Raw genomic sequence first — 20,466 nt, 5'->3', positions numbered from 1 at the left:
CGATCGGTGCGGCCATCTTGATCAAGCAGGGCGCTTTCGCTGGATCTGCCGGAGGATCGCCTCGTCGGTGATCGTGCTGTCGTTGGCGAGAAGGAACGCCTTGCTGAGGATGAGGGACAGTTGGCCGTTCTCTTCGAAGGGCAGGAACAGTCTGGCGTCGCGTTTGCGCGCGGAGACGATGCACAGGTACACGTCGCCCGGATCCATGAGGATGTTGGCACTGCCCAAATGGATCTTGTAGGTGCACAGGTCACCCCGGACCACCAGGAAACGGTCGGTGAGGGTGCAGCGGTCGGCGACAGCCGTACGGGGAAGCAGCCGCGCCAGCGCGTCGCGGCGCACCTGGGCAGACGGCGGCAGTACGCCGAAGGACGTCTCTCTCCAATAGGCATGGTGCGGGTCCTCGCCGCGGTCCACCCATTCCGGGTCGGTGGCGATCGAGGTGACCGCCACGAACAGGTCCACATCCCGCATCGCCTCGCTGAACACCAGCGGCGGCACCTCGGCCAGGTCGACCTGGCGGAAGGCACGCCCCTCCCGCCGGTCGAAGCGCACCTGGTCGGTGGCGGCCAGAATCACCTCATGGCCGGCATCGACGGCCGCGGTCTCGTAGCGGAATCGGACCCGCCATGCACCCTCGGCCAACTCCTTCTTGGCCTCCGCGTCGTAGCCGCCGTCGAACGGCCCCAGCCAGTTGGTCTGCCAGTCGCGCTCCTTGAGCAGCGCGTACAGCCGGGGGTGGTCGACGATGTGAGCGGCGAAGCGGTTGGAGTAGACGCGGGTCCGTTCCTCGGCGGGGGTGCGCAGGTAAATCTCGCGGAAGGCCTGCTTGAACGGCTGGCGCAGCCGCCGCTCGGTCACCGTCTCGCGCCAGGCGACGACCTCCTCCACAGTGGCGCGGGCGGGGTGCCACAGCCGGACGTGAGACCCCGGCTCGGCCTCGGCAGGCAGGGAGCTTCTCCCATCCACCTCCCAGATCAGCCCACGCGCCACGGCCCCCGTGATCGGATGGTCCCGGTAGTACCTGGCCCACTCCTCGTACGGCCACGCCCGGTCCACAGTGAACAGCCCCTCCAGACGCGCCCGCTCGGCCGACAGCGTCTGGCGGATCTCCTTCCGCAGGGCCTTGAGCGCCTTCAGGTCGGCGGTCTCCTTCAGTGCGGCGGGCGCGGTGCCGACCGTGGTGCCGTCCGGCGATCGGAAGCCGAGCCGTACGGTCATCGCGTCCTCGACCGCGAGCACGGCGGTCCAGTCGCCGATCGTGCGCTTCAGCGTCCCGTCGGGGCCGAGACCGTGATCGGGGACGCTGCGCTCAAGCAGTCGGCCGGGTGTGATCCCCTGGCGAGCGGCGGCGGCGTTGAGCGCGGTGTCGACCTGTTTCCGCAGTGCCCGATGCCGGATCGTCCGCTGCAGCCACCACAGCGACTCCATGGCCGCCGGATCCCCGCAGTCACCCAGCGCGTTGATCGCGGCCCCCGCCAGCTTCAGGTCCTCCCGCACGTCCCGGCGGACCCCCGCGGTGCGAAGGGCGAGCTCCGTCAGCGCCGGCACGACGTTTTCCGCCTGTAGGAGGGTGGCGGCCCAGACGAACCCGCGGGCCACGTCCACGTTGGCGTCCGAGACGGTCAGCCGGGCCGTGCCCCAGTGGGTGTTCCATTCGGTGATCCGGTCGAAGGCGCCCAGTGCGACCCGCACCAACTCCTTCGCACCGTCCGGCCGGAGCAACTCCAGGCACCGCTTCCGCCACGCCTTCGTGGGTCGTGGCCCGTTGAGCGCGCAGAGGTGGTCGACGAGCCGCACCAGCTCCGCCGCCGGCGTGTCGCCGAGGTGATCGCGCAGAACCATGGCCCATTCGTCGCAGAGCACGAGCGCCGACAACGGCAACGCCTCCGGATCCGTCTGAAACACGCTTGCGATCAGGCGATGCAGCCGGCGGCGCTTGCCGGCCTCGACGCCGCTGTCGGTCACAGCCTGGATGAGCGGCTTCACAGGCTCCCATCGCCGAAGCTCAGCGCCAGCTCCAGCACCCGCGACAGCCACACGTCCTCCCCGTACTGAAAATCCCGGTCTCGCATCACGGTGAACAGCGCGGCCACCTCGACGACGGTCCACCCGTCCGAGCCGGAGAGAGCAAGATCGAGCTCCTCGGCGTAGCCGTTCAATGAAGGCCGCGCGAGACAGATCACAGCAGCTCGCCGGGCGGCACCCCGCTCCCGAGAAAGCCGGTCCACCATTTCGCGGCGGACCTTCCTGGCCTCGATCCGCAGCCTGACACCGTCCGTTTCGGTCCAGCCGGCCGGACGCGACCAGGGCTGCGAGAGGCTCTCCAACTCCCGTTCCCGGGCAATCGCCTCCATCACCCAGCTTCCTGAGGTAAGGGCGGCTGCAACCGCCTCATCCACCTCAAAGTTCACCGCGAGTTGGCTCATGGCGAGATCATGCCGCGACCCGCCGACAGAATCCGGTCGATCCGGCCAGTACCGGTGCTCTCAAGAGCGGCGGTCCAGCGGCTTCAGGCCGCAGCGCGGGCTCGTGAATACGCCGCCGGAACGACACGACTGCGGAGATCACGGCCAGCAGAGTCACCGAAGCGGTTGTTGTCCCGAATGCGGGTATCCACCCGGAACAGGGGACTTATCGGGCCCCGCCTCCCCTGCCCACCTCGGCGCGGGCCTCAACGACGAGACGGCCGAGGGAAACCGCAGGTTAGAGCGCCGCAGATTTGCGGCGTCCCTGGCCGGGGGCACCTAGAACAAGGGGAAACTTCTCTGGACGCCGATCCTCCTTCGGGAGGGTCGGCGATCTCTTTTGCGGCCGTGTTGATCGCGGGCAAGTTGTCCTCGACCCGCCGCGCAACGGTGACATCCAGGGCGTGAAGGTGGTCGACCCTGAGCATCGCGGGTGGCGGGGCGGTCTCCGGCCAAGCGGCGATTCGAGAAGCCCAATCTGACGGACGAGGTGGTGAACGGCACCGCTCCCGGCGAGGTCGAGCGTGCTCTTCCGCTCGATCCACCTGGCTTCGTCGTTGTCGGACGCCTCGTGCACAGCGCGGACGAGCCTGGTCAGCTCGCTGGGCTAGCGGAAGGGGTTCGATGTATCGATCGCCAGAGCCACGACAGCCGAGACTAACGCCTGGGACCGACAGACTCAGAGACCCGACCCGCCCAGCATTAGGCCGCTTTGCTCGACGGCCCCGCCACCGACTTCGAGGGCCACCTGCCGCCTTCGCCATGCCGGCTTACTGCTACTCCCTCAAATCTCTTTGGGCGCAGGCTGCATCCCACGAGAACTTGCCAGAGATACCCCCGGGGGGTATAACTTGTGGCAAGTAATCGCCACGTCCCCCTAATCGGCCCTCTGGAGATGTCATGACGGAGCAGCAGCACCACGACCACAACGGACATGACTACACCGGACAGCACCTGGCGGCGCATGTTCACAGCAACCATGCGCAGCATGACCCCTCCATGGGGAAGGTGTCCTGGCGTATGGCGGCATCGGCGACGCTGCACTGCCTAACCGGATGCGCCATCGGTGAGGTCCTGGGCTTGGTGATCGCCACTGCGTTCGGCTGGGGCAACGCCCCGTCCATTGCCGTGGCAGTCGTGCTCGCCTTCTTCTTCGGCTACCTCCTCACCCTGCTCCCCCTGCGCAGGGCCGGGGTGGGCTGGGGCAGCGCGATCAAACTGGCGCTGGCAGCCGATACCGTGTCCATCATCGTCATGGAGATCGTGGACAACAGCGTCATGCTGGCCATCCCCGGCGCCATGGAAGCCACCCTGACGTCCGCAGTGTTCTGGACTTCCCTGGCGCTCTCCCTGCTCATCGCCTTCTTGGTCACCACACCGATCAACAAGTGGATCATCAGCAAGGGCAAGGGACACGCCGTCGTCCACGCCTACCATCACTGAACAGGTCGCCTCTCAGCTCAGCAGGCCCCGAACATGCCGGCCACGGTTCTTACAGCGGTGGCCGGCATGTGCATGCCGCTCCGATGTTGCGGGGCGCCAGGGGACTAACCGCCAACGCCACCAGTTCGCCAATTCGAGGTCCCAGTCGTGATCGTTCACATCGAGGAGTGCCACCCGGGCGATGCTGAGGTCGTCCTGGCTCACTCCTGGTACCGCTGAGTTGCCTCAGACCCGGCCGGCGGACACGATTACTGTGGTCCGTTTCAGGGTCGCCACCGGTGCGGCAATGGCGGCGGGCATGGCCGGAGAAGTGGAGGCCTTGGATGGCCGAGTTCGGGCCGCTGGAGCGAGCAGTCATGGAGTGCTTTTGGGCAGCGAACCGGCCACTCCTGATCCGCGAGCTACTTGAGCCTCTCAACACCGGACGCGGCCAAGCCCTGGCTTACACGACCGTCCAGACGGTCGCCGATCGGCTTTCCCGGAAGGGCATCCTCACGCGCAACCGCACAGGCACCGCCATCGCCTACGCGCCGGTGCGGACTCGTGAAGAGCACGTCGTCGCCGTGATGCTCGATGCACTCGCCGACCTTCCGGAAAGAGGACCCGTCCTGACGAGGTTCGCTGAGAGCGTCGACCCGGATGACGCTCAGAGACTCCTCGACGCTCTGACCGACCGGACCACGAACAACGAAAACGACGAGTGATAGTCCGAATGGTTTGGTCCTGCCTCTGGCGTTGTACCTGATCACGGAAACCTCCCCGGCCCTTCTGTCGCACCGGCGCCATGCCTGCGTCACCGGCTGCCCCTCGCCGTCACCGCAAAGTTCCGCATTCTGACCGCTGTGGTTGTCGCCCTCTTGGCCCCGTCTTCGCTTAGTCGCCCGGTCCCATGCGCGTCGGCCGTACGGTCAACCTCGGTGATCGGCGCGCTTCATCGGCTCAACCTCACTCCCCGCTCCCCAGGCGGCGAGGGAGATGCCTTAGAGCCTGCTGGCCCAGCGAATCGCCCGACTCCAGGTTGGAGTGAGAGTGGCGGTAAGGCTGTCGTTCACACCTCCTCCTACGCAATGTAGGAGAAAGTCTTCCCACAGACCGGCATCGGACCTTATGTTCCCGTTACCGCCTCTGGTGCTCCATCACGGAGGAACATCCCCTCATGGCCAACAAGGTCTGCCGTCCTGCGGCAGCCGCAGTCATCGCCGCATGCGCAAGTCTGGCAACAGCGGCATCCCCCGCCGTCGCTTGTGACGGCGCGATCGGCTTTGACGATGCGATAGACCAGGCGATCACGCGTGATCGTGATCGGTATGGACGCACGACCGCCTCGACATCAGTCGGGGCGGCATCACCTCCGTGTTCTGTGAGTTTCAGCGTCGCAAGGCGGCCGCGATCCCGCTGCGTCGGCAGAGTCAGGACTTGCCCTGCCGGGCACGTGAGGGTCGGCATTCGCCGAGGATGGGTGCTCTCCGGGCAGCGGGGGACAACAGAGCGGGTATGAGGGCTCCTTTCAGCAGCAATAACCCGATGGGTCAAGAGGACTTGAAGGAACGCGCAAGCAGACAGCCTCTCCTGGTGGCAACCAACGAGTCAGATCCGAGTGGTCTCGTCATGCCACCAGCCGATGCTCAGGAGTCGCCCGAGGAGGTCATCGAGGGGGCCGCGGAGCACAACGACGCGCAGCCGAGGTGGCTCACAGCGGACGAGCGTGCGGCGTGGCTCGCTGCGGTCGCGTTGATGACCGAGCTTCCCCCTGTGCTGGATGCCCAGATGCAGCGCGACGCCGGGCTGACCTTCTTCGAGTACATGGTTCTGGCGCTGCTGTCGGAACAGCCGGACCGCACCCTGTCGATGAGCGAGCTGGCCCAAGCCGCGTCGGCATCCCTGTCACGGCTCTCGCACGTCGCCGCTCGCCTTGAGAAGCAGGGCCTTCTTCGGCGCATCCGCCGCCCAGGCGCCGGTCGGCGGACAAACGCCACGCTCACCCATGCGGGGTACGCCAAGGTCGTCAAGACCGCACCCGGGCACGTTGCCGCCGTACGCAACCTCTTCATTGACGCCCTCACGTCGCCCGAACTCGCAGCCCTTGAAAGCATCGGCAGCAAAGTCACCAGCAGGGGCGGTTCCCCCCACAAGGAAATCTGACCCTCGCCACGCGATACCGCGCCGCTCGGAGAGATCCCCTCGGCGACGTCCGGTGTGGCCCGGCGGCTTTCGACGCCGGGCCTTCGGGTCAACCGGTGGAAGTCAGGTCCGGCGCCGTTCTGGTTCGGAGCCGTCCTGTCTGGTTCAGTCTCCGTATGGTCACCGCTGAGGCGAAGCCAGTGGTCACGAGTAGGAGCCAGGGCAGTGCTGGTACGCCGTGGCTCTCGCCCTGGTCCATTGCCCAGCCGCTGGCCAAGTTGCCCAGGAGAATGCCGAGCCCGGAGAAGGCGTTGTAGAGCCCGTAGTAGGTGCCGGTCAGTTCTTGCCGTCCCAGCGTAGCGATCATGGCCATCTCGAACGGGAAGACCAGCATGCCCCCGGCTGTGAGGACCATGGCGGACAGAAGCACAGCCGTGGTCGTCGCCGCCGTGCAGCAGGGCGTATGCGGGAGCTGCGCGGTGAGCAGTGTGGGCAGGAAAGCGATGCCCATCACGGCCAGGCCACGCGTGATGGCCTGCTCCGGCTGCCACCTGGCCTTGGCGAACGAGGTGAGGCGGACCTGGCCGGCCACTGCCAGTAGCGCGGTGAAGGTATACATCACCGCTATCGATGCCTGACCATGGCCGAGCCGGTGCAACTCCAGCGGGAGCGCCAGGTAGATCTGGTAGGACAGGGCGTACGAGGCGAACATCGCGGCCGAGAACGTCACGAAAGGCCGGTTGGTGGCGACCTCCTTCCAGTCGGCGAGCACGGGCCGCGCCGAGCTCGCGGTGGTGCCGCGGCGTCCGGGTAGCCAGCAGGCCTGCAGTGCCGTCAGCGCGGCGAAGACTGCGGCGGCCGCAAGGCAGGTGAGCCGGAAGTCGACCGAGATCAGCAGGACGCCGACCAGTGGTCCGGTCAGGATGCCCGCCTGGTAGAAGACGTTGAACAAGGCGAAGGCCTCGACCTTCCGGTCCGCAGCCTCGACGGAGACGTAGGCCCGCACTGCCGGGTTGAACAAGGCTCCGGCGAGCCCGGTCAGCACCGAGGCGCCGACAAGGGCGGGAACGGAGGTCGAGACGGCGAACAGGGCGAATCCGACCGTGCGCAGGCCACATCCCGCCATGATCAGGCGCTTGTAGCCGTACCGGTCGCACAAGGTGCCGCCGAGCAGAAACATGCCCTGCTGGCTGAAATTGCGCAGGCCGAGCAGCAGCCCAGTCAGCCACACCGCCAGGCCCAATTGACCGGAGAGGTGATCGGCGAGATAGGGCACGAGCATGTAGAAGCCGACATTGATGCCGAACTGGTTGATCAGCAGCAGGCGGACGGCCGGGCTGAACGAGCCGAAGGCGGCGATCATGCCCGGACCCCGATCGGGTCGATCACCGCGGTGCAGCGCGTCCAGCGGGCGACTTCCCGTTCCGAGGGTTGAGAGATCTCGTCGGGATGTTCCGCCGGGGCGGCTTCCAGCAGACGGTTGGCTGTGCAGTACTCGTCGTCGAAGACGGTGTTCCAGTAGCGCCATGGTCCGTCGGGAAAGATCGCCACGATGGCCGTCCCCGGAGGGCTTGTTCTGGCGACCCAGTCGGCGACCAGTGCGACCGCTCCGGTGCTCCAGCCGCCGGAGACGTAGTGCTGGGCCGCCAGAGCACGGCAGGTGTGCACCGCTTCGGCGGGGTTGACCCAGTGGACTTCGGAGAACGCCGGGTAGTCCACATTGCGCGGGTGGATGCTGCTGCCCAGTCCGCGCATGAGCCGTGGCCGGGCAGGCTGTCCGAAGATGGTGGAGCCGATCGTGTCGACGCCGATCAGCATCAGGTCGGGAAAGGTCTGCCGCAGCGCCCGGGAGATTCCCGCGCTGTGGCCGCCGGTACCCACCGCGCAGACCAGGACGTCGATCCACGGCAACTGCGTCACGAGTTCGGCGGCCAGTGTCGTGTATGCCGCGACGTTGTCGGGGTTGTTGTACTGGTCCGGGCAGTAGGCGTCGGGGAGTTCGTCCATCAACTGCCGGACCCGTTCCCTCCGCGCTTCCTGCCAGCCGCCGACCGGATGGGGCGCCGTCACGATCTCCAGGCGTGCGCCGTACGCGCGCAGCAGCCGCGCCATCAGCGGCTCCAGACCCGGATCGGCGACCAGCGTGACCGGGTGTCCGTGGACGATCCCGGCCAGCGCCAAGCCGAGCCCGAGCGTGCCGCTTGTGGACTCGACGATCACGCCTCCCGGCCTGAGCTGTCCACGGCGGCGGGCGCTGCGCACCATGTGAAGAGCCGGCCGGTCCTTGATACCCCCCGGATTGAACCCTTCGAGTTTCGCCCAGAACCCGCTCTCCTGGGATTTCACCGGGATCCACATGACGGGTGTGTTCCCGACACGGGGTGTCGCCTGAATCGGAGCAGGCACGCCCATGAATGAGGGCAGCATGGAATGAATCGTTGTTTTCATTGTTGTCAACCCACCGAGGTCGTGGCACCAGCATAGGAAATACGGGTGCCGGACGGTTCCTGCCTTGCCTTGCGCTCACTGACGGCGAGCAGGCGGTGGGTTTATATGCGCAACACGCACAAAGCGTACGGTTCCACTGCATGCGGGATATGGGAGGGTTCGCGCCGGACGGGCGGGCCTGAAGCAGGTGGTTCCTCTGTCAAAAGGGCTCTGACGATCGCCTCAAGATGGAGAGGGTCGTCGCCGTCGAGAGCCCGGACCCAGAGACCGTCGGACTCCTCACAGCATTCCGGATGTGGTGAGGAGTGATCGCATCCATCGTCGTCCGTGGAGGCTGCGCCGATGCCGACGACATCGTGGTGGCGCGGATGAACCTGATCGATCGTGCAGCAGGTGATTACGTGCAGGAAGAAGAGCCCGAGTACCATCGCGATGGCGATCGGCACCCGGCTCTTCCGCACTCGTCTCAGGGCACTCGGCTGCTCCGCCGTCGTACCCGAGAATTCCCCGTTACACATCACCGATGTTGTGCCCAGCGGCAGTCGATAGCCACGCGAACACAGGGTATTGCAGCCCGACAATTTACCCGATCATGGTCCATTACCGGAAAGATAAAACATGACGAATAATGAGAGAAGATGCTGCATGTAACCAGACTGAAGGTTTCGCATATCCACCAGCGATAAACACGCGGGACGAATCTGTCAGGCGAAGAAGCGCCTGGCGACGTCTCGTATGGCTGTGGCGAGGAGGTCCACGTCATCGCGTGAGGTGAACAGCGCGGGGGTCACCCGTACGCAGTCGCCCCTGGCGGGTCCTCCCCGGCGCACGGTGAAGATCCGGTAGCGGTCGAGCAGATACTTTCTGATCGCCACGTTGTCGGCCTCGGAGGTCCGGCCCGTGATACGGAACGCGGTGATCGTGCCGTACATGGCGGGGTCCTCGGGAGTGAGGATCTCCACGTTGGGGATGTCGAGCACCTGATGGACCCAGCGGTCGCGGAGAAAGCGCAGCCGCGCCTGTTTGACGGCAGCTCCCAGAGTGTTGTGGAAGTCCAGCGCGACGGGGGCCGTGAGGATGGGAGCCACATCCAGCGTGCCGGAATGGACCCGTGAGCGGATGTCGTTCGCGGGATAGGTCTCGTCGCAGAAGGCGAGATCGATGTCCGGCAGGCGCCCCTTGCGGATGTAGAGGAACCCCGCGCCCAGCGGCACCCCCATCCACTTGTGCAGGGAGAAGCCGGCGAAGTCGGCTCCGAGGTCGTCGATCGTGAAGTCGAGCTGTCCCCAGGAGTGGGCGGCGTCGACGATCACGTCAACGCCTTCAGTGCGATTGTTCATGTGGCTGAGCAGGAGCAGCCTGACCCGCGGATGCTCGCGCAGCGCCCGCTCATACGCGTCCAGTACGGCCTGACGCGTCGCGGGTTCGGGAACGACCATGCGCTCCACCCGCACACCCCGGCGGTCGGCCAGCCAGTTCATGGCGTACTGCATGCTGTGGTAGTCGAGGTCTGCGTACATCACGGCGTCACCCGGCTGGAGCCGCCGGTAGCCGGCGATCAGGTTCTGCAGCGCCTCAGTACCGCCGCGGGTGAAGGCGATCTCGTCCCTGGACGCACCGAGCGCCTCGGCCACACGCTGCCTGATCTGGTCGGCCTCAGGCTTGTAGGTAGTGCGCAGCAGGGAGGAGTTCTGTTCATTCAGCAGGTCCACGTTGCGGTGATAGGCGCGCCGGACCGGCTCGGGCATGATCCCGTAATAGCCGTTCTCCAGGTTGACGAAATTCGGGCTGACCCGATACTGCCGAGTGACAGCTCGCCAGAACCCCTCGTCCCGAGCGACCTGGTCCGGGCCCCCGCCTGCCTTCCCTGCTGATCAATGGCTGAATGCAGCGAGCACCCATGTTCAAGCAGGAGTCACCGTCAAGGACGGACGGCACCCGCAAGCCGTCCCCACCAGTAGTCATCGAGATCGACGACCTTGACGACGTCACCGGTCTGCGGAGCGTGCACCATCTTGCCGTCACCGGCGTAGATGCCCATATGCCCCAGTCCCTTGCTGAAGAGCAGATCACCCGGCTGCAACTGGCTCAGGTCCAACGGGACCCGTCTGTTAGCACCCCAACTCCACTGCTCGTAGGTCGTGCGGGGCAGTTCAACCCCCGCCTGACGCCAGGCGGCCTGGGAAAACCCTGAGCAGTCATACGAGTTCGGTCCTGTGGCACCCCACTGGTACGGCTTCCCGATCTGCTTGTACGCGAACTGCAGCACGACCCGCGCGTTCCCCGAGGCAGGGCCGGTGTAGGCAATCCCGGGGCTGTTCGGGTCTCCAGCCCGGAATTGGCCTAATCTGCGCAGCAACCTCGTCTGCTGAGCGACCATGCGCTCTGCCTTGGCCTTCTCCTCCGCCAGCGTGTCTCGTGCCTTGCCTGCCTCGGCCAATGCCTCTTTCGCCTTGCCGTACTTGTACTTGAGCGCCTGGTTGGCGGTTTCGAAGGTCCGTAGGGATTCGGCGCGGTCGGCCGCCATGTAGTCGAACAAGGCCATGCCGCTCAGCACGGACCGCGGGTCGTCGCTGGTGACGAGTCTTCCGCTACTCATGCCACCGAACTGATACGTGCTGATCGCAAGCCGGACGAGATCGTCCCGTAGCAGGTCGACGGTCTTCTGCTGCTGCTTGTAGTCCTTGTTCAGGCGGCCGTAGTCTTTTCTGATCTTCTTCCACCGCTCGTTGGCCAGGTTGTAGCGGTCGACGACCTTTCCCGCCAGGTCGTTGAGCTTCTCAAGTTTCGCTCTGGCCTGGGCGATGGTGGGTTGCGGTTCGGCGGCCGCCCCATTGAGCGGTAGCAGCACGATGACGGCTAGGCCCGCCGCCCCGACCACCCGCCCAAACCTCACCGGCACGCCCGCCATGGCCACGCTGACGCCTTCCTTTGTCCAACTACTGGGCGGAATGCTACAGAAGGGGCGGTTGGTTAGTCGCGTTTGATCCGTATTCGCACCATTGCTGGGGCATCTCACCGCGTCGACACAACGTGAACTGGCGATCGATAGGATCCGGAGTTGGCGACAAAATGCCTGCTCACGATGGTGCACGGGCACGATCTGGCCGATCCCGCGCCTACTTTCCGGCGCACACTCTGAGGAGACAGATCTACGGCATCTCATAGTAGGTTGGGTCTGTCAACGGTCTGTCAACCTTTGCGGACACTCGATCCGTACGCAGTCGACAAGGCCGCCTCGCTCCTCTGTGTAACCGAGGGGCCTCCGGCAGACTGCCGGAGGCCCCTCGGCCAGCGATCAGCGGAAGCTGCGCAGGCGCAGGCTGTTGCTGACGACGAAGACGCTGGAGAACGCCATCGCCGCGCCGGCGATCATGGGGTTGAGCAGCCCCGCGGCGGCCAGCGGCAGGGCCGCGACGTTGTAGGCGAACGCCCAGAACAGGTTGCCCTTGATCGTGCGCAGCGTGCGTCGTGACAGCCGGATCGCGTCGGCCGCCACCCGCAGATCACCCCGCACCAGGGTCAGATCGGCGGCCTCGATGGCCACGTCGGTGCCGGTGCCCATCGCCAAGCCGAGGTCGGCCTGGGCCAGCACCGCGGCGTCGTTGACCCCGTCGCCGACCATCGCGACGGTCTTGCCCTCGGCCTGCAGCCTCTTGACCACATCGACCTTGTCGGCGGGCAGCACGTGCCTTGCCGGTCTGGGCGTCTTCCACCAGGCGCGCCATCTGGGCGAGCTGGGTGTCGGAGCCGACCCGGGTGGCCCGCACGACCAGCCGGCCTCCGGCATTGACCGTGGCCCCGGTCACCGCATCCCCCGGCCCGCACCTCGACCGGGACCGACTCACCGGTGAGCATCGAGGCGTCGACCGCAGAGCTGCCTTCCTCGATGACGCCGTCGGTGGCGATCTTCTCCCCGGGCCGGACGACGAAGTGGTCACCCACCGCGAGGTCACCGGTGGGGATGCGCACCTCGGCCCCGTCGCGGAGCACGGCCACATCCTTGGCGCCCAGTTCCAGCAACGCACGCAACGCCGCACCCGCACGCCGCTTGGACCGCGCCTCGAAGTAGCGTCCAGCGACACCGGTAGCCGTTCTCGTCAGGGCCGGCCTGCCGAGGCGAGGAAGAGCGGTATCGCAAGGAAGAGCCGCCCCGCCTTGGCCCGCGTAGCCTGCTCGGCGGTCCACATGTCGGCCTGCTCCCGGTCGAGCGCGCCGGCCGCGGAGGCTCCTTCGGCGATTCCCGACAGCATCGGCAGCATGGTGGCGTCGGTGAAGATGCCGGTGCGGACCTCTACCGCCACGTCCTCGAACCCGGCGTCGAGCAGGAGATTGCGGTAGCGGCGAGCGGCGCGAGGATTCGGAACCGTGTCCGCGCGCGCCTGGACGATGGTGCGGGTGATCGCGGGAGTGTCCGAGTCGATGATGAAGCTCTCCCAGTCCTGGCCGATCAGGGCGATTCGCCCGCCGGGAGTGAGCACACGGAACGCTTCACCGAGCGCTTTCGCCGGGTCGTCGAGCTCGTGGTACACCTTGTCGGCCCGGTAGGCCGCCACAGAGCCGTCCGGCAGGGACAGCTCGTAGGCGTCGCCCACCCTCAGGTCCAGATCCGGCCGGCGCCGACGGCCCTCATCGATCATCTGCACGCTGGCGTCGATGCCGACGGCTTCGGCCCCACGCTCGTTCATCTCCGCCACGGCGCGGCCGGTGCCGCACCCGACATCGACCGCTCGGACACCGGGGGCGATGTGGAGCAGTTCATAGGAGCGGGCACGGAGGGCCGCCGCTCCAGCGGATGCGTCGGCCACGTCGAGCAGCCGGATGAGCGGGTTGAGATCTTCGGTTGGCACAGGGGGCATCTCGTCGTTGTACATGTGCCCCACCATGCGACTTAATGTCGACATGAAGTCAAACTCGAACCCTCCGGCGATGAGCATCGGACAGGTGGCGGAACACTTCGGCCTGGCCACGCACGTCCTACGCCACTGGGAGTCCGTCGGCCTGCTGGAGCCGGCGCGGATCGGAGGCGACCGCCGCCGGTATGGTCCCGATGATCTGTACCGAATCGCGGTCATCCTGCGGGCGAAGGAAGCCGGGTTCGGGCTCGACGACATCCGGGAGATGATCGCAGCCAGGGAGCCGGCGGAACGGCGTGTCATTCTACGGCGTCTCGAGAACGATTTGAGGCGGCGCATCGCCCAGGCGGAAGCCTCGCTGGAGCTCATCCGATGCGCGCTGAACTGCGACCATGAGGACTTCACCTCATGCGCGCACTTCCAAGAAATGGTCACGGACAGGATCGGCATCGAAGCGCGGCCGCACGTACCAGTGTGATCACCAGATTGCATCCACAGCGCCTGGATCTTCGACCCAGCCGAGCAATATTCAGGCCGGCGGCACAATCTTCAGAGCCTGGCGGAGCGCGTCCACCTCGGCCGGAGTCAACTCGGAGAGGAAGTGCACGAATGCGGCGGCCTGGTTGCTGCTCGTGGCGAGCGCATCTCGCATCAGACGGGCCGTGTACGCCTCGCGCGAGGCCACGGCCTCATAACTGTAGGCACGACCTTCCTTCCGACGACGCAGCCAGCCCTTGCCGTGCAAGGTGTCCATCACCGTCATCACCGTCGTGTAGGCGATATCGCGGCTCTTCTGCAGCTCGGTCAGCACCTCACGTACGGACACAGGTCGGCCGAGAGCCCAGACGCAGTCCATCACCGCCGCCTCGAGCTTGCCGAACTCCCGCACGTCCCCTCCGCCCTCAGCTCTCTTCCCCTAAATACGATAGTAGATCAGCCCCATTACCACAAAGCTGGTATTCCTGACCATAGGCAACACGGGTCAAGGCCCTGAATTACGCGCCACCGTCCCCTGTAGGCGCTGAAATCACCGGCGACGTCACCTCGATAGGAGGCCTGCGGTTGGAGTGGCATGGCCGTATGGCGGTGCCTTGATCTCTCCGCCTGCTTGACCCACCGAACAGGCCGCGTCGAGAGTGGGCGCGTACCTGTCGCCGGTAGTCCGGTGCCCTGAACGAGCCGTACTACCCAGACCGCGAGCGCCCAGCCACCCAACTCCAGCTCACTACTGCAGTTAGTAGCCGCGACGGCGCGACGCTTTGCCCCGTGATGCGGAAAGCGTACGTCCCTATCAGTAGGGTGTCCGCTGTGACTACGGGCAACGTGGCGCGCAGGCTGGCTCCTTGGAGCGGCCTGCTACTGCTTGCCGCAGTCTTGTGCGGACTGTTCGCCATGCATGGCTTGCAGCCCTCACCTGGCCCTCTTTCCGCTCCGAGCATCCTGACCCTCCATACCGCTCACACCGGCGACTCCGGCATGCCGACGGCGGCAACGGACACGCGTCATGACGGCGGGCAGAGCTTCCCCCACGACGGCCATAGCGGTAGCCAGGTCTGTCTCGCCTTCCTGCTGGCCGGCTCGGTCCTACTACTTCTCTTCGTCACCGCGGCAATGAGCCGCTTCGTCGCGTTGCCGGCCCGCCTGCTTCTGCAACGGTCAATCCCTCACGGGCCAACAGTCCGCCCTCGAGGGCCGACCCTCGCTCAACTCTGCGTGATCCGGGTGTAGAGGGCGCACTCGACGGTATGTCCACCGTCGAGCTAGCGCCACCTGTATCCAACTAAACACGGAGAGCATCCACCATGAAGCGTCTTGCCATTCCCATGGCCCTGCTCGGGGCCGGCCTCCTGGTCAGCGCCTGCGGCTCCACTGACAGCGCCACCCACGACATGTCCTCCATGTCATCGATGTCCGGAACGCCCACCGAGTCACCAGCTCCTGCCACAAGCGCCGCGGCGGACCACAACGACGCCGATGTCATGTTCGCGCAGATGATGATTCCGCACCATCGCCAGGCGCTGGAGATGGCCAAGCTGGCCGAAGAGCGCGCCGCCAGCAGCCAGGTCAAGGAACTGGCCAAGCAGATCGAAGCCGCCCAGGATCCCGAGATCAAGACGATGACCGGCTGGCTCGAGAGCTGGGGCGTGCAGGCACCCGGTGAGGACGCGATGCCGATGGACCACGGCATGCCGGGCATGATGTCCGAAGAGGACATGAAGAAGCTCGAGGGCCTCAAGGGTGCCGCCTTCGACAAGGCGTTCCTGCAGATGATGATCCAGCATCACGAGGGCGCCGTTTCCATGGCCAAGGAGGAAGTGGCGGGTGGTGCTTACGAGCCGGCCAAGCAAATGGCCGAATCCGTCATCTCCAGCCAGTCCGCGGAGATCAGCAGGATGAAGAAGCTCCTGCAGTAAGAGTCTGGCGGGTGGGCGGCGGCGACATCCCCGCCGCCCACGGTTCCTGGGAACATTCAGCCTGGGCAGGAGAAGGTGGAGGACTGGGAATGATCGCTGCGCTTATCGCCCTGGCCGGATGCGTGTTCCTGCTCGGACATCTCGCCGGCCCCCTGCTTCTGCGCGCACGCTGGTCTGCAGGCCTGCCCGCAACCACCGTAGCGCTGTGGGCCGCCGCGGTCGCCGGCGCCGTCCTGGCTCTGGCGGGACTAGCCGGCCTGGGACTGATATGGCCTTCCACGCCCGGCCATCGCCTCATCGACTGGATCGCGGACTGCTTGCCCAAGGATGGGCATCGCATCTCACCAGTGGCTGTGCTTCTAACAGCTCTACTCCTAGTAGCGGGGGCAACAGCTCTCCGGCTGGCCCTACCGAGAATCGCCCGTACGGTTCGGGGGCGGCGCGAGCATCGGGAGATGCTTGATGTGGTCGCGCGCGATCTCGTTACGGAACCGGATGTCCGCGTACTCGAGCATCCGCTGCCATTGATCTACTGCCTGCCGTCGCGAGAACGGCCTATCGTCGTGACGACTGGCGCACTCAAACAATTGGAGCCGGCCGAAGTCGAGGCAGTGCTGGCTCACGAGCGCGCTCACCTACAGCAACAGCACCATCTGATTCTGGTGCTGGCTGACGCGTTGCGCTCTGCCATTCCCTGGCTCCGGACGCTGCGTCTCGCGCATACGACGTTGCCCGGCCTGCTGGAGTTGGCCGCCGATGACCATGCCGTGCGACACCATGGAAGAGCGCCACTCATCGGTGCACTGCAGAAGTTGGCGATCACGTCCTGCTCGGCGGGGGCGCTTGCCGTGAACCCTGCCACGGCCGAGGTGGCCAGGCTGAGAATCGCCCGACTGAGCAACCCTTCGGCACTCCCACGGGCGCCGCATGCGAGGCCGCTGTCCTGGTTGGCCATCGCCGCGGCCCTCGGCGTCCCGGCAACCCTGGCGACCCTGGCCGTCATGATGCTGCCTCTACCCTGCTGAGCGAGCCCGTTCTGCTCTGTCTCACCCTTGATGATGGCGTCCGCGTCTTCGATGTCGACCCACAGATGCCTTATCCACGATTCGGAACCGAAGATTGGTCAGGGCCGTGGACACGAGCGCCAGCAGCAGCCCGGCGGGAATCACCGCATCACTGGGGCTCCACAACCCCTCACGGCCAGCCTCCCCACATGTCTGCAGCGCATGAGCACTGCTATTTGAGATAGCAGACGCGCAGTTCGCATAGGACGCAGGGCTCTCGCCGCACGCAGGCGAGGACCTCTCCACCCATGGCCCAGGACCTTCGCCCCTGGGCACATCTAGTGGCGCAGGAGGAGAGTGAAGCTGCCACGGATTGGAAGGGAGGCCGCAATGAAGGTCAACTATGGCTTGGTCGCCATCGCGGTAGCCATCCTCGTCGTGGGAGCGCTCTGGTTGGGAATGCCTCTCGGCACCTTGCTCGTGCTCGGTATCGTCCTCGTATGCCCGATCATGATGATGGTCATGATGAAGGGGATGCACGGGGACGAGGGCGGGCGGCGCGATCACCCCGAGAACAACGCGAATGACCAGACGATCCGACGCTGACACGGCCGCCTCTGCCCCAGGAACTGGGCTTCGGTTCGAAGCTGCACGCCCCGAAGTTGCTGTATGCCGACCGCGGCTACGACCACGACAAGTACCGCCGCATGGTCTGGGCCACAGAGGTCAAGCCCGTCATCACCCGCCGGGGCACCCCGCACGGCTCCGGCCTCGGCGTGCGTCGGTGGGTGATCGAGCAGACGATCGCGCTGCTGCACTGGTTCCGCCGCCTACGCATCCGCTGGGAGATCCGCGACGACATCCACGAGGCCTTCATGACCCTCGCCGCCGCCATCATCTGCTGGCGACGCCTCACCCGCTGATCATTCTGTAGGACCTCTTAACCAGTAAGTCGAACATCCAGGTACGAATACTTGCGCACTATCGGCCTGGGCCGTTGCCTATGCTCCGGACAACTGCCACGAATGCCTGGAACGGACGTCGCGATCGTCATCGAACCCCGACGGACGCCGCCCCGGCCTCGACCCACAGCCGAGAACCAGACACGTTCGATGAGCGAGAACCGCGATCTACTACTATCCCTAGTAGCATTTGTGATAACCGGATGGTTCCCGAGACGAGGATTCCATGCTTCCGACCCGGCGTCGCCTCTCTGGCATCGTCGCCCTGCTGGCTCTGTTGGTGACCGGGTGCCAAGTCGGCCAGGCCGATCAGGTCGACCAGACCCGAGCGCAAAGAAGCGATTCGATGGATCCAGGCATAGGCCACGTCCATGGTCTCGGCATCGACCCGGCAGACGGCTCGATCTATGTTGCCGGCCACTTCGGCCTGTTCCAGGTTAGGGCAACGAACACCGCCGTCAGAATCGCCGACCGGGTTCAGGACCATATGGGCTTCACGGTCGTAGGGCCCAAGACCTTCCTGGCCAGCGGCCACCCTTCCGCTGTCGACCTGGCGGCTGGGTCGCCCGCCCACCTGGGGCTGATCCGCACCACCGACGCCGGCCTTACCTGGAAGACGGTATCGGAGGCAGGCACTGCCGATTTCCACGTCCTGCAACCCGCAGGCGCCAGCCTGTATGCCTACGACAGCCAGAGCGGGCGGATCCGCCGCAGCACCGACAACGGCGTCACCTGGGCGGACGGCGCACAGCTACAGGTGGCGGACCTGGCCGGCTCCGCCGACCAGCCCGATCGCCTCTACGCGACCACTCCGGAGGGCCCGGTAGTGAGCCAGAACGGCGGAAAGACGTTCGCTGCGCTAACGGGCGCACCCCTGCTCACCTTCCTGGATGCACCGGGCAAAGGCCTGCTCGTCGGGATCGCGACCGACGGAACAGTTCGTAGAAGCGAGGACGGCGGGAAGACCTGGAAGAATCAGGGAACCGTCCCGGGCCCCGCCACAGCCTTCTCCACTACCGACGGGCGCCGGCTGCTCACAGCGGCAGATGACGGCACCGTCTATCAGTCCCAGGACGGGGGCCGAACCTTCTCGCCGGCGTACAAGCCCGCCCCCGCCTGATAGGTCGCGGAGCTCCAACAGCGATTCCGCTGACTCGAACACTCCCCAACAAGCCGGAGTGATCGCGGCGTCCACGGCGCTCCTGGCCTTGGCCGGGCCTCGGCTATGCCGTTGCTCTGGCCGGTGAGGTGCTGCAACGCGTCCGGTTATCCCCTGGCGAGATCGGCCTGTCCCTTGACGTCACCACGACAGCGGCCGCGAAGGTGGACAGGCCGACGAGGCAGGGCCGCTTGGTTCGGCTTCCCAGCAGGTAGATCGTCAGCGGGATCCCGTACATCTCCGTGAACAGGGCCACCAGAAACGCCGAGAACGCGCCCATCGCACGCCGATCTCGTCCGGTACGAGGACGGAAGAAAGTGAACGCAACACGATGAACAGCGCCGTGTTGAGCACGACCAGCGGCCATAGCGAAGGGCGCACCACCGCCCCGGGGAGGGACGATCAGGCCTGGAGGTAGCCAAGCGTTGTCATCATGCCGACCTCGGCGTGGTAGACGTTGTGGCAGTGGATCATCCACGTGCCAGGGTTGTCGGCGTCGAAATCGACGTCCAAGGTGGTGTTCGGCAGCACGATCGCGGTGTCCTTGCGGATTCCGTTATCTGCCAACGCGAATGTGTGACCGTGCAGGTGCATGGGATGCCACATGGTCGTGCGGTTGACGAACGACAGCCGAACCCGTTCACCGGTTCGCACCGCATGGATGACCTTCGGATCGTACGGCTTGCCGTTGATGGCCCAGTTGTAGGCCATCATGCTGCCGGTCAACTCCAACCTGATCGTGCGGTCGGCCCCCTTCGACGGCAATCTCGCGGTCTGCGCAGGGCGAAGCTCGTCATAGCGGACGATCGTCCCCTTGAGCTGTGCCGGTTGCGCGTTCACGCCAGGCGCCCGGCCCGTCGCACTGGTGCGGATCACGGCACGGGCTGCACCGTTCTTGCCCTCCGCGACGGCGACCAGCGGGAACGCGCCGTCCTTCAGGGTCACCAGTACGTCATAGCGCTCCCCCATGCCGAGCAGCAGCGCATCCGTCGGCACTGGCTCAACGGGAAAGCCGTCCGTGTGCGTGACAGTCATCTTGTGCTCGCCGAGAGCCACTCGGAAGGCGGTGTCGGCACCGGCGTTGATGAAGCGGATGCGCACCCGCGTGCCGGGCTTGGCGCGGAAGGTCTCCGGTGCCGCCGGCAGACGGCCGTTCAGGACGAAGTAGGGGTAGGCCACGTCGCCAGCGTCCCCGCCGAGCAGGTCGCTGGCGGCGCCCATCAGCATGTGGGAGCCGCCCCCTGGGCTGGGCGTGCTCATGTCCGTGCCGCCCATCGCCCCCATGTCCATGCCGTCCATCCCGGCGTGGTCGCCGGTGGAATGGCTCATCCCGCCCATCATGCCCTTGCGAAGCTCGGCGAGGACCTGGTCGGGAGTGCCGGTGACGCCGTCCAGCCAGTCGTCGAGGACGACCACCCACTCCTTGTCGTACGACAGCGGCTCGTGGGGATCCTCGACGATCAACGGCGCGTACAGACCGCGGTCGAGCTGCGGGCCGGAGTGCGGGTGGAACCAGTAGGTCCCGGGGGTGGGCGCGGTGAATTCATAGGTGAACTCCGCACCGGCCCCGATGGGCGGCTGCGTGACGCCG

At 66.0% G+C, this 20,466-nt stretch carries 19 protein-coding genes and 1 pseudogene; 10 read left to right on the top strand and 10 right to left on the bottom strand.

Annotated features, from left to right (window positions below):
• Nucleotides 1-21: 21 nt before the first annotated feature.
• Together FH610_RS24735 and FH610_RS24730 are read right to left on the bottom strand one after the other, a co-directional pair.
• On the bottom strand, nucleotides 22-1,989 hold the full coding sequence (locus FH610_RS24735; RefSeq protein ID WP_139577230.1) for a DUF4132 domain-containing protein: 1,968 nt from the start codon (nucleotides 1,987-1,989) through the stop codon (nucleotides 22-24).
• A complete protein-coding gene (locus FH610_RS24730; RefSeq protein ID WP_139577229.1) occupies nucleotides 1,986-2,429 on the bottom strand; it encodes a hypothetical protein in 444 nt (147 codons plus the stop codon). Before FH610_RS24730 ends, FH610_RS24735 begins: the two co-directional genes overlap by 4 nt.
• Nucleotides 2,430-3,368: 939 nt before the next feature.
• Between FH610_RS24730 and FH610_RS24725 the strand changes: the two genes are divergently transcribed.
• From FH610_RS24725 to FH610_RS24715, 3 genes are all read left to right on the top strand, one after another.
• Nucleotides 3,369-3,911 carry a DUF4396 domain-containing protein gene (locus FH610_RS24725; RefSeq protein ID WP_139577228.1) on the top strand — a complete coding sequence of 181 codons (543 nt, stop codon included), beginning with the start codon at nucleotides 3,369-3,371 and terminating at the stop codon, nucleotides 3,909-3,911.
• 323 nt (nucleotides 3,912-4,234) lie between these two features.
• Nucleotides 4,235-4,615 (top strand): BlaI/MecI/CopY family transcriptional regulator, encoded by a 381-nt coding sequence (locus tag FH610_RS24720; RefSeq protein ID WP_139577227.1) that lies wholly within the window; start codon nucleotides 4,235-4,237, stop codon nucleotides 4,613-4,615.
• A gap of 868 nt (nucleotides 4,616-5,483) precedes the next feature.
• Nucleotides 5,484-6,053, top strand: coding sequence for a MarR family winged helix-turn-helix transcriptional regulator (locus FH610_RS24715; protein WP_240809171.1), 570 nt, complete (start codon nucleotides 5,484-5,486; stop codon nucleotides 6,051-6,053).
• Between the two features lie 88 nt (nucleotides 6,054-6,141).
• Here FH610_RS24715 and FH610_RS24710 read toward each other — a convergent pair whose 3' ends face one another.
• The 6 genes and pseudogenes from FH610_RS24710 to FH610_RS24685 form a co-directional block, all read right to left on the bottom strand.
• Nucleotides 6,142-7,395 carry an MDR family MFS transporter gene (locus FH610_RS24710; protein ID WP_139577226.1) on the bottom strand — a complete coding sequence of 418 codons (1,254 nt, stop codon included), beginning with the start codon at nucleotides 7,393-7,395 and terminating at the stop codon, nucleotides 6,142-6,144.
• Nucleotides 7,392-8,444, bottom strand: coding sequence for a PLP-dependent cysteine synthase family protein (locus tag FH610_RS24705; RefSeq protein ID WP_276607704.1), 1,053 nt, complete (start codon nucleotides 8,442-8,444; stop codon nucleotides 7,392-7,394). Before FH610_RS24705 ends, FH610_RS24710 begins: the two co-directional genes overlap by 4 nt.
• A gap of 740 nt (nucleotides 8,445-9,184) precedes the next feature.
• Complete coding sequence (locus FH610_RS24700; RefSeq protein WP_240809170.1) at nucleotides 9,185-10,228, bottom strand: aminotransferase class V-fold PLP-dependent enzyme; 1,044 nt, start codon at nucleotides 10,226-10,228, stop codon at nucleotides 9,185-9,187.
• 173 nt (nucleotides 10,229-10,401) lie between these two features.
• Nucleotides 10,402-11,391: a C40 family peptidase gene (locus FH610_RS24695; protein ID WP_139577399.1), complete on the bottom strand. Its 990-nt coding sequence runs from the start codon at nucleotides 11,389-11,391 to the stop codon at nucleotides 10,402-10,404.
• A 387-nt stretch (nucleotides 11,392-11,778) separates the two neighbouring features.
• A pseudogene (locus FH610_RS24690) lies at nucleotides 11,779-12,557 on the bottom strand (HAD-IC family P-type ATPase); the annotation flags it as partial.
• A gap of 23 nt (nucleotides 12,558-12,580) precedes the next feature.
• Nucleotides 12,581-13,417, bottom strand: coding sequence for a methyltransferase domain-containing protein (locus tag FH610_RS24685; protein WP_205826031.1), 837 nt, complete (start codon nucleotides 13,415-13,417; stop codon nucleotides 12,581-12,583).
• On the opposite strand from FH610_RS24685, the gene FH610_RS24680 reads away from it, so the two are divergent.
• Entirely contained in the window at nucleotides 13,410-13,814 is a 405-nt protein-coding gene (locus FH610_RS24680; RefSeq protein WP_205826030.1) for a MerR family transcriptional regulator, read from the top strand. The genes FH610_RS24685 and FH610_RS24680 overlap by 8 nt on opposite strands.
• A gap of 51 nt (nucleotides 13,815-13,865) precedes the next feature.
• Here the strand turns inward: FH610_RS24680 and FH610_RS24675 are convergent, their stop codons facing one another.
• Nucleotides 13,866-14,225: a BlaI/MecI/CopY family transcriptional regulator gene (locus FH610_RS24675; RefSeq protein WP_139577224.1), complete on the bottom strand. Its 360-nt coding sequence runs from the start codon at nucleotides 14,223-14,225 to the stop codon at nucleotides 13,866-13,868.
• Between the two features lie 380 nt (nucleotides 14,226-14,605).
• Here FH610_RS24675 and FH610_RS45665 point away from each other — a divergent pair, with 380 nt between their 5' ends.
• From FH610_RS45665 to FH610_RS24650, 6 genes are all read left to right on the top strand, one after another.
• Entirely contained in the window at nucleotides 14,606-15,064 is a 459-nt protein-coding gene (locus FH610_RS45665) for a DUF6153 family protein (protein ID WP_420813737.1), read from the top strand.
• A 74-nt stretch (nucleotides 15,065-15,138) separates the two neighbouring features.
• Nucleotides 15,139-15,750, top strand: a complete 612-nt coding sequence (locus tag FH610_RS24670) for a DUF305 domain-containing protein (protein WP_139577223.1) — start codon at nucleotides 15,139-15,141, stop codon at nucleotides 15,748-15,750.
• Nucleotides 15,751-16,205: 455 nt separating this feature from the next.
• Nucleotides 16,206-16,775 (top strand): M56 family metallopeptidase, encoded by a 570-nt coding sequence (locus FH610_RS42945; RefSeq protein WP_161628072.1) that lies wholly within the window; start codon nucleotides 16,206-16,208, stop codon nucleotides 16,773-16,775.
• Nucleotides 16,776-17,144: 369 nt separating this feature from the next.
• Nucleotides 17,145-17,360: a DUF2933 domain-containing protein gene (locus tag FH610_RS24660; RefSeq protein WP_139577221.1), complete on the top strand. Its 216-nt coding sequence runs from the start codon at nucleotides 17,145-17,147 to the stop codon at nucleotides 17,358-17,360.
• Between the two features lie 56 nt (nucleotides 17,361-17,416).
• A complete protein-coding gene (locus tag FH610_RS42940; RefSeq protein ID WP_161628071.1) occupies nucleotides 17,417-17,677 on the top strand; it encodes a transposase in 261 nt (86 codons plus the stop codon).
• A gap of 265 nt (nucleotides 17,678-17,942) precedes the next feature.
• Nucleotides 17,943-18,836 carry a F510_1955 family glycosylhydrolase gene (locus FH610_RS24650; RefSeq protein WP_139577219.1) on the top strand — a complete coding sequence of 298 codons (894 nt, stop codon included), beginning with the start codon at nucleotides 17,943-17,945 and terminating at the stop codon, nucleotides 18,834-18,836.
• A gap of 441 nt (nucleotides 18,837-19,277) precedes the next feature.
• Here the strand turns inward: FH610_RS24650 and FH610_RS24640 are convergent.
• Nucleotides 19,278-20,466: multicopper oxidase family protein (locus FH610_RS24640; RefSeq protein ID WP_139577218.1), on the bottom strand; the 1,189-nt coding region annotated here is incomplete at its 5' end.

The organism is Microbispora catharanthi (assembly GCF_006334915.2).
Lineage (GTDB): Bacteria > Actinomycetota > Actinomycetes > Streptosporangiales > Streptosporangiaceae > Microbispora > Microbispora catharanthi.
This window is presented reverse-complemented; position numbering and strand designations above follow the sequence as displayed.

Excerpts from the sequence above, each read along its gene's own strand:
- FH610_RS24685 (WP_205826031.1), bottom strand. The coding sequence starts at position 13,417 with ATGCTCATCGCCGGAGGGTTCGAGTTTGACTTCATGTCGACATTAAGT.
- FH610_RS24650 (WP_139577219.1), top strand. The coding sequence starts at position 17,943 with ATGCTTCCGACCCGGCGTCGCCTCTCTGGCATCGTCGCCCTGCTGGCT.
- FH610_RS24660 (WP_139577221.1), top strand. The coding sequence starts at position 17,145 with ATGAAGGTCAACTATGGCTTGGTCGCCATCGCGGTAGCCATCCTCGTC.
- FH610_RS24700 (WP_240809170.1), bottom strand. The coding sequence starts at position 10,228 with ATGCCCGAGCCGGTCCGGCGCGCCTATCACCGCAACGTGGACCTGCTG.
- FH610_RS24670 (WP_139577223.1), top strand. The coding sequence starts at position 15,139 with ATGAAGCGTCTTGCCATTCCCATGGCCCTGCTCGGGGCCGGCCTCCTG.
- FH610_RS24710 (WP_139577226.1), bottom strand. The coding sequence starts at position 7,395 with ATGATCGCCGCCTTCGGCTCGTTCAGCCCGGCCGTCCGCCTGCTGCTG.
- FH610_RS24730 (WP_139577229.1), bottom strand. The coding sequence starts at position 2,429 with ATGAGCCAACTCGCGGTGAACTTTGAGGTGGATGAGGCGGTTGCAGCC.
- FH610_RS24725 (WP_139577228.1), top strand. The coding sequence starts at position 3,369 with ATGACGGAGCAGCAGCACCACGACCACAACGGACATGACTACACCGGA.
- FH610_RS24705 (WP_276607704.1), bottom strand. The coding sequence starts at position 8,444 with ATGGGCGTGCCTGCTCCGATTCAGGCGACACCCCGTGTCGGGAACACA.
- FH610_RS45665 (WP_420813737.1), top strand. The coding sequence starts at position 14,606 with ATGCGGAAAGCGTACGTCCCTATCAGTAGGGTGTCCGCTGTGACTACG.
- FH610_RS24720 (WP_139577227.1), top strand. The coding sequence starts at position 4,235 with ATGGCCGAGTTCGGGCCGCTGGAGCGAGCAGTCATGGAGTGCTTTTGG.
- FH610_RS24680 (WP_205826030.1), top strand. The coding sequence starts at position 13,410 with ATGAGCATCGGACAGGTGGCGGAACACTTCGGCCTGGCCACGCACGTC.
- FH610_RS24695 (WP_139577399.1), bottom strand. The coding sequence starts at position 11,391 with ATGGCGGGCGTGCCGGTGAGGTTTGGGCGGGTGGTCGGGGCGGCGGGC.
- FH610_RS42945 (WP_161628072.1), top strand. The coding sequence starts at position 16,206 with ATGCTTGATGTGGTCGCGCGCGATCTCGTTACGGAACCGGATGTCCGC.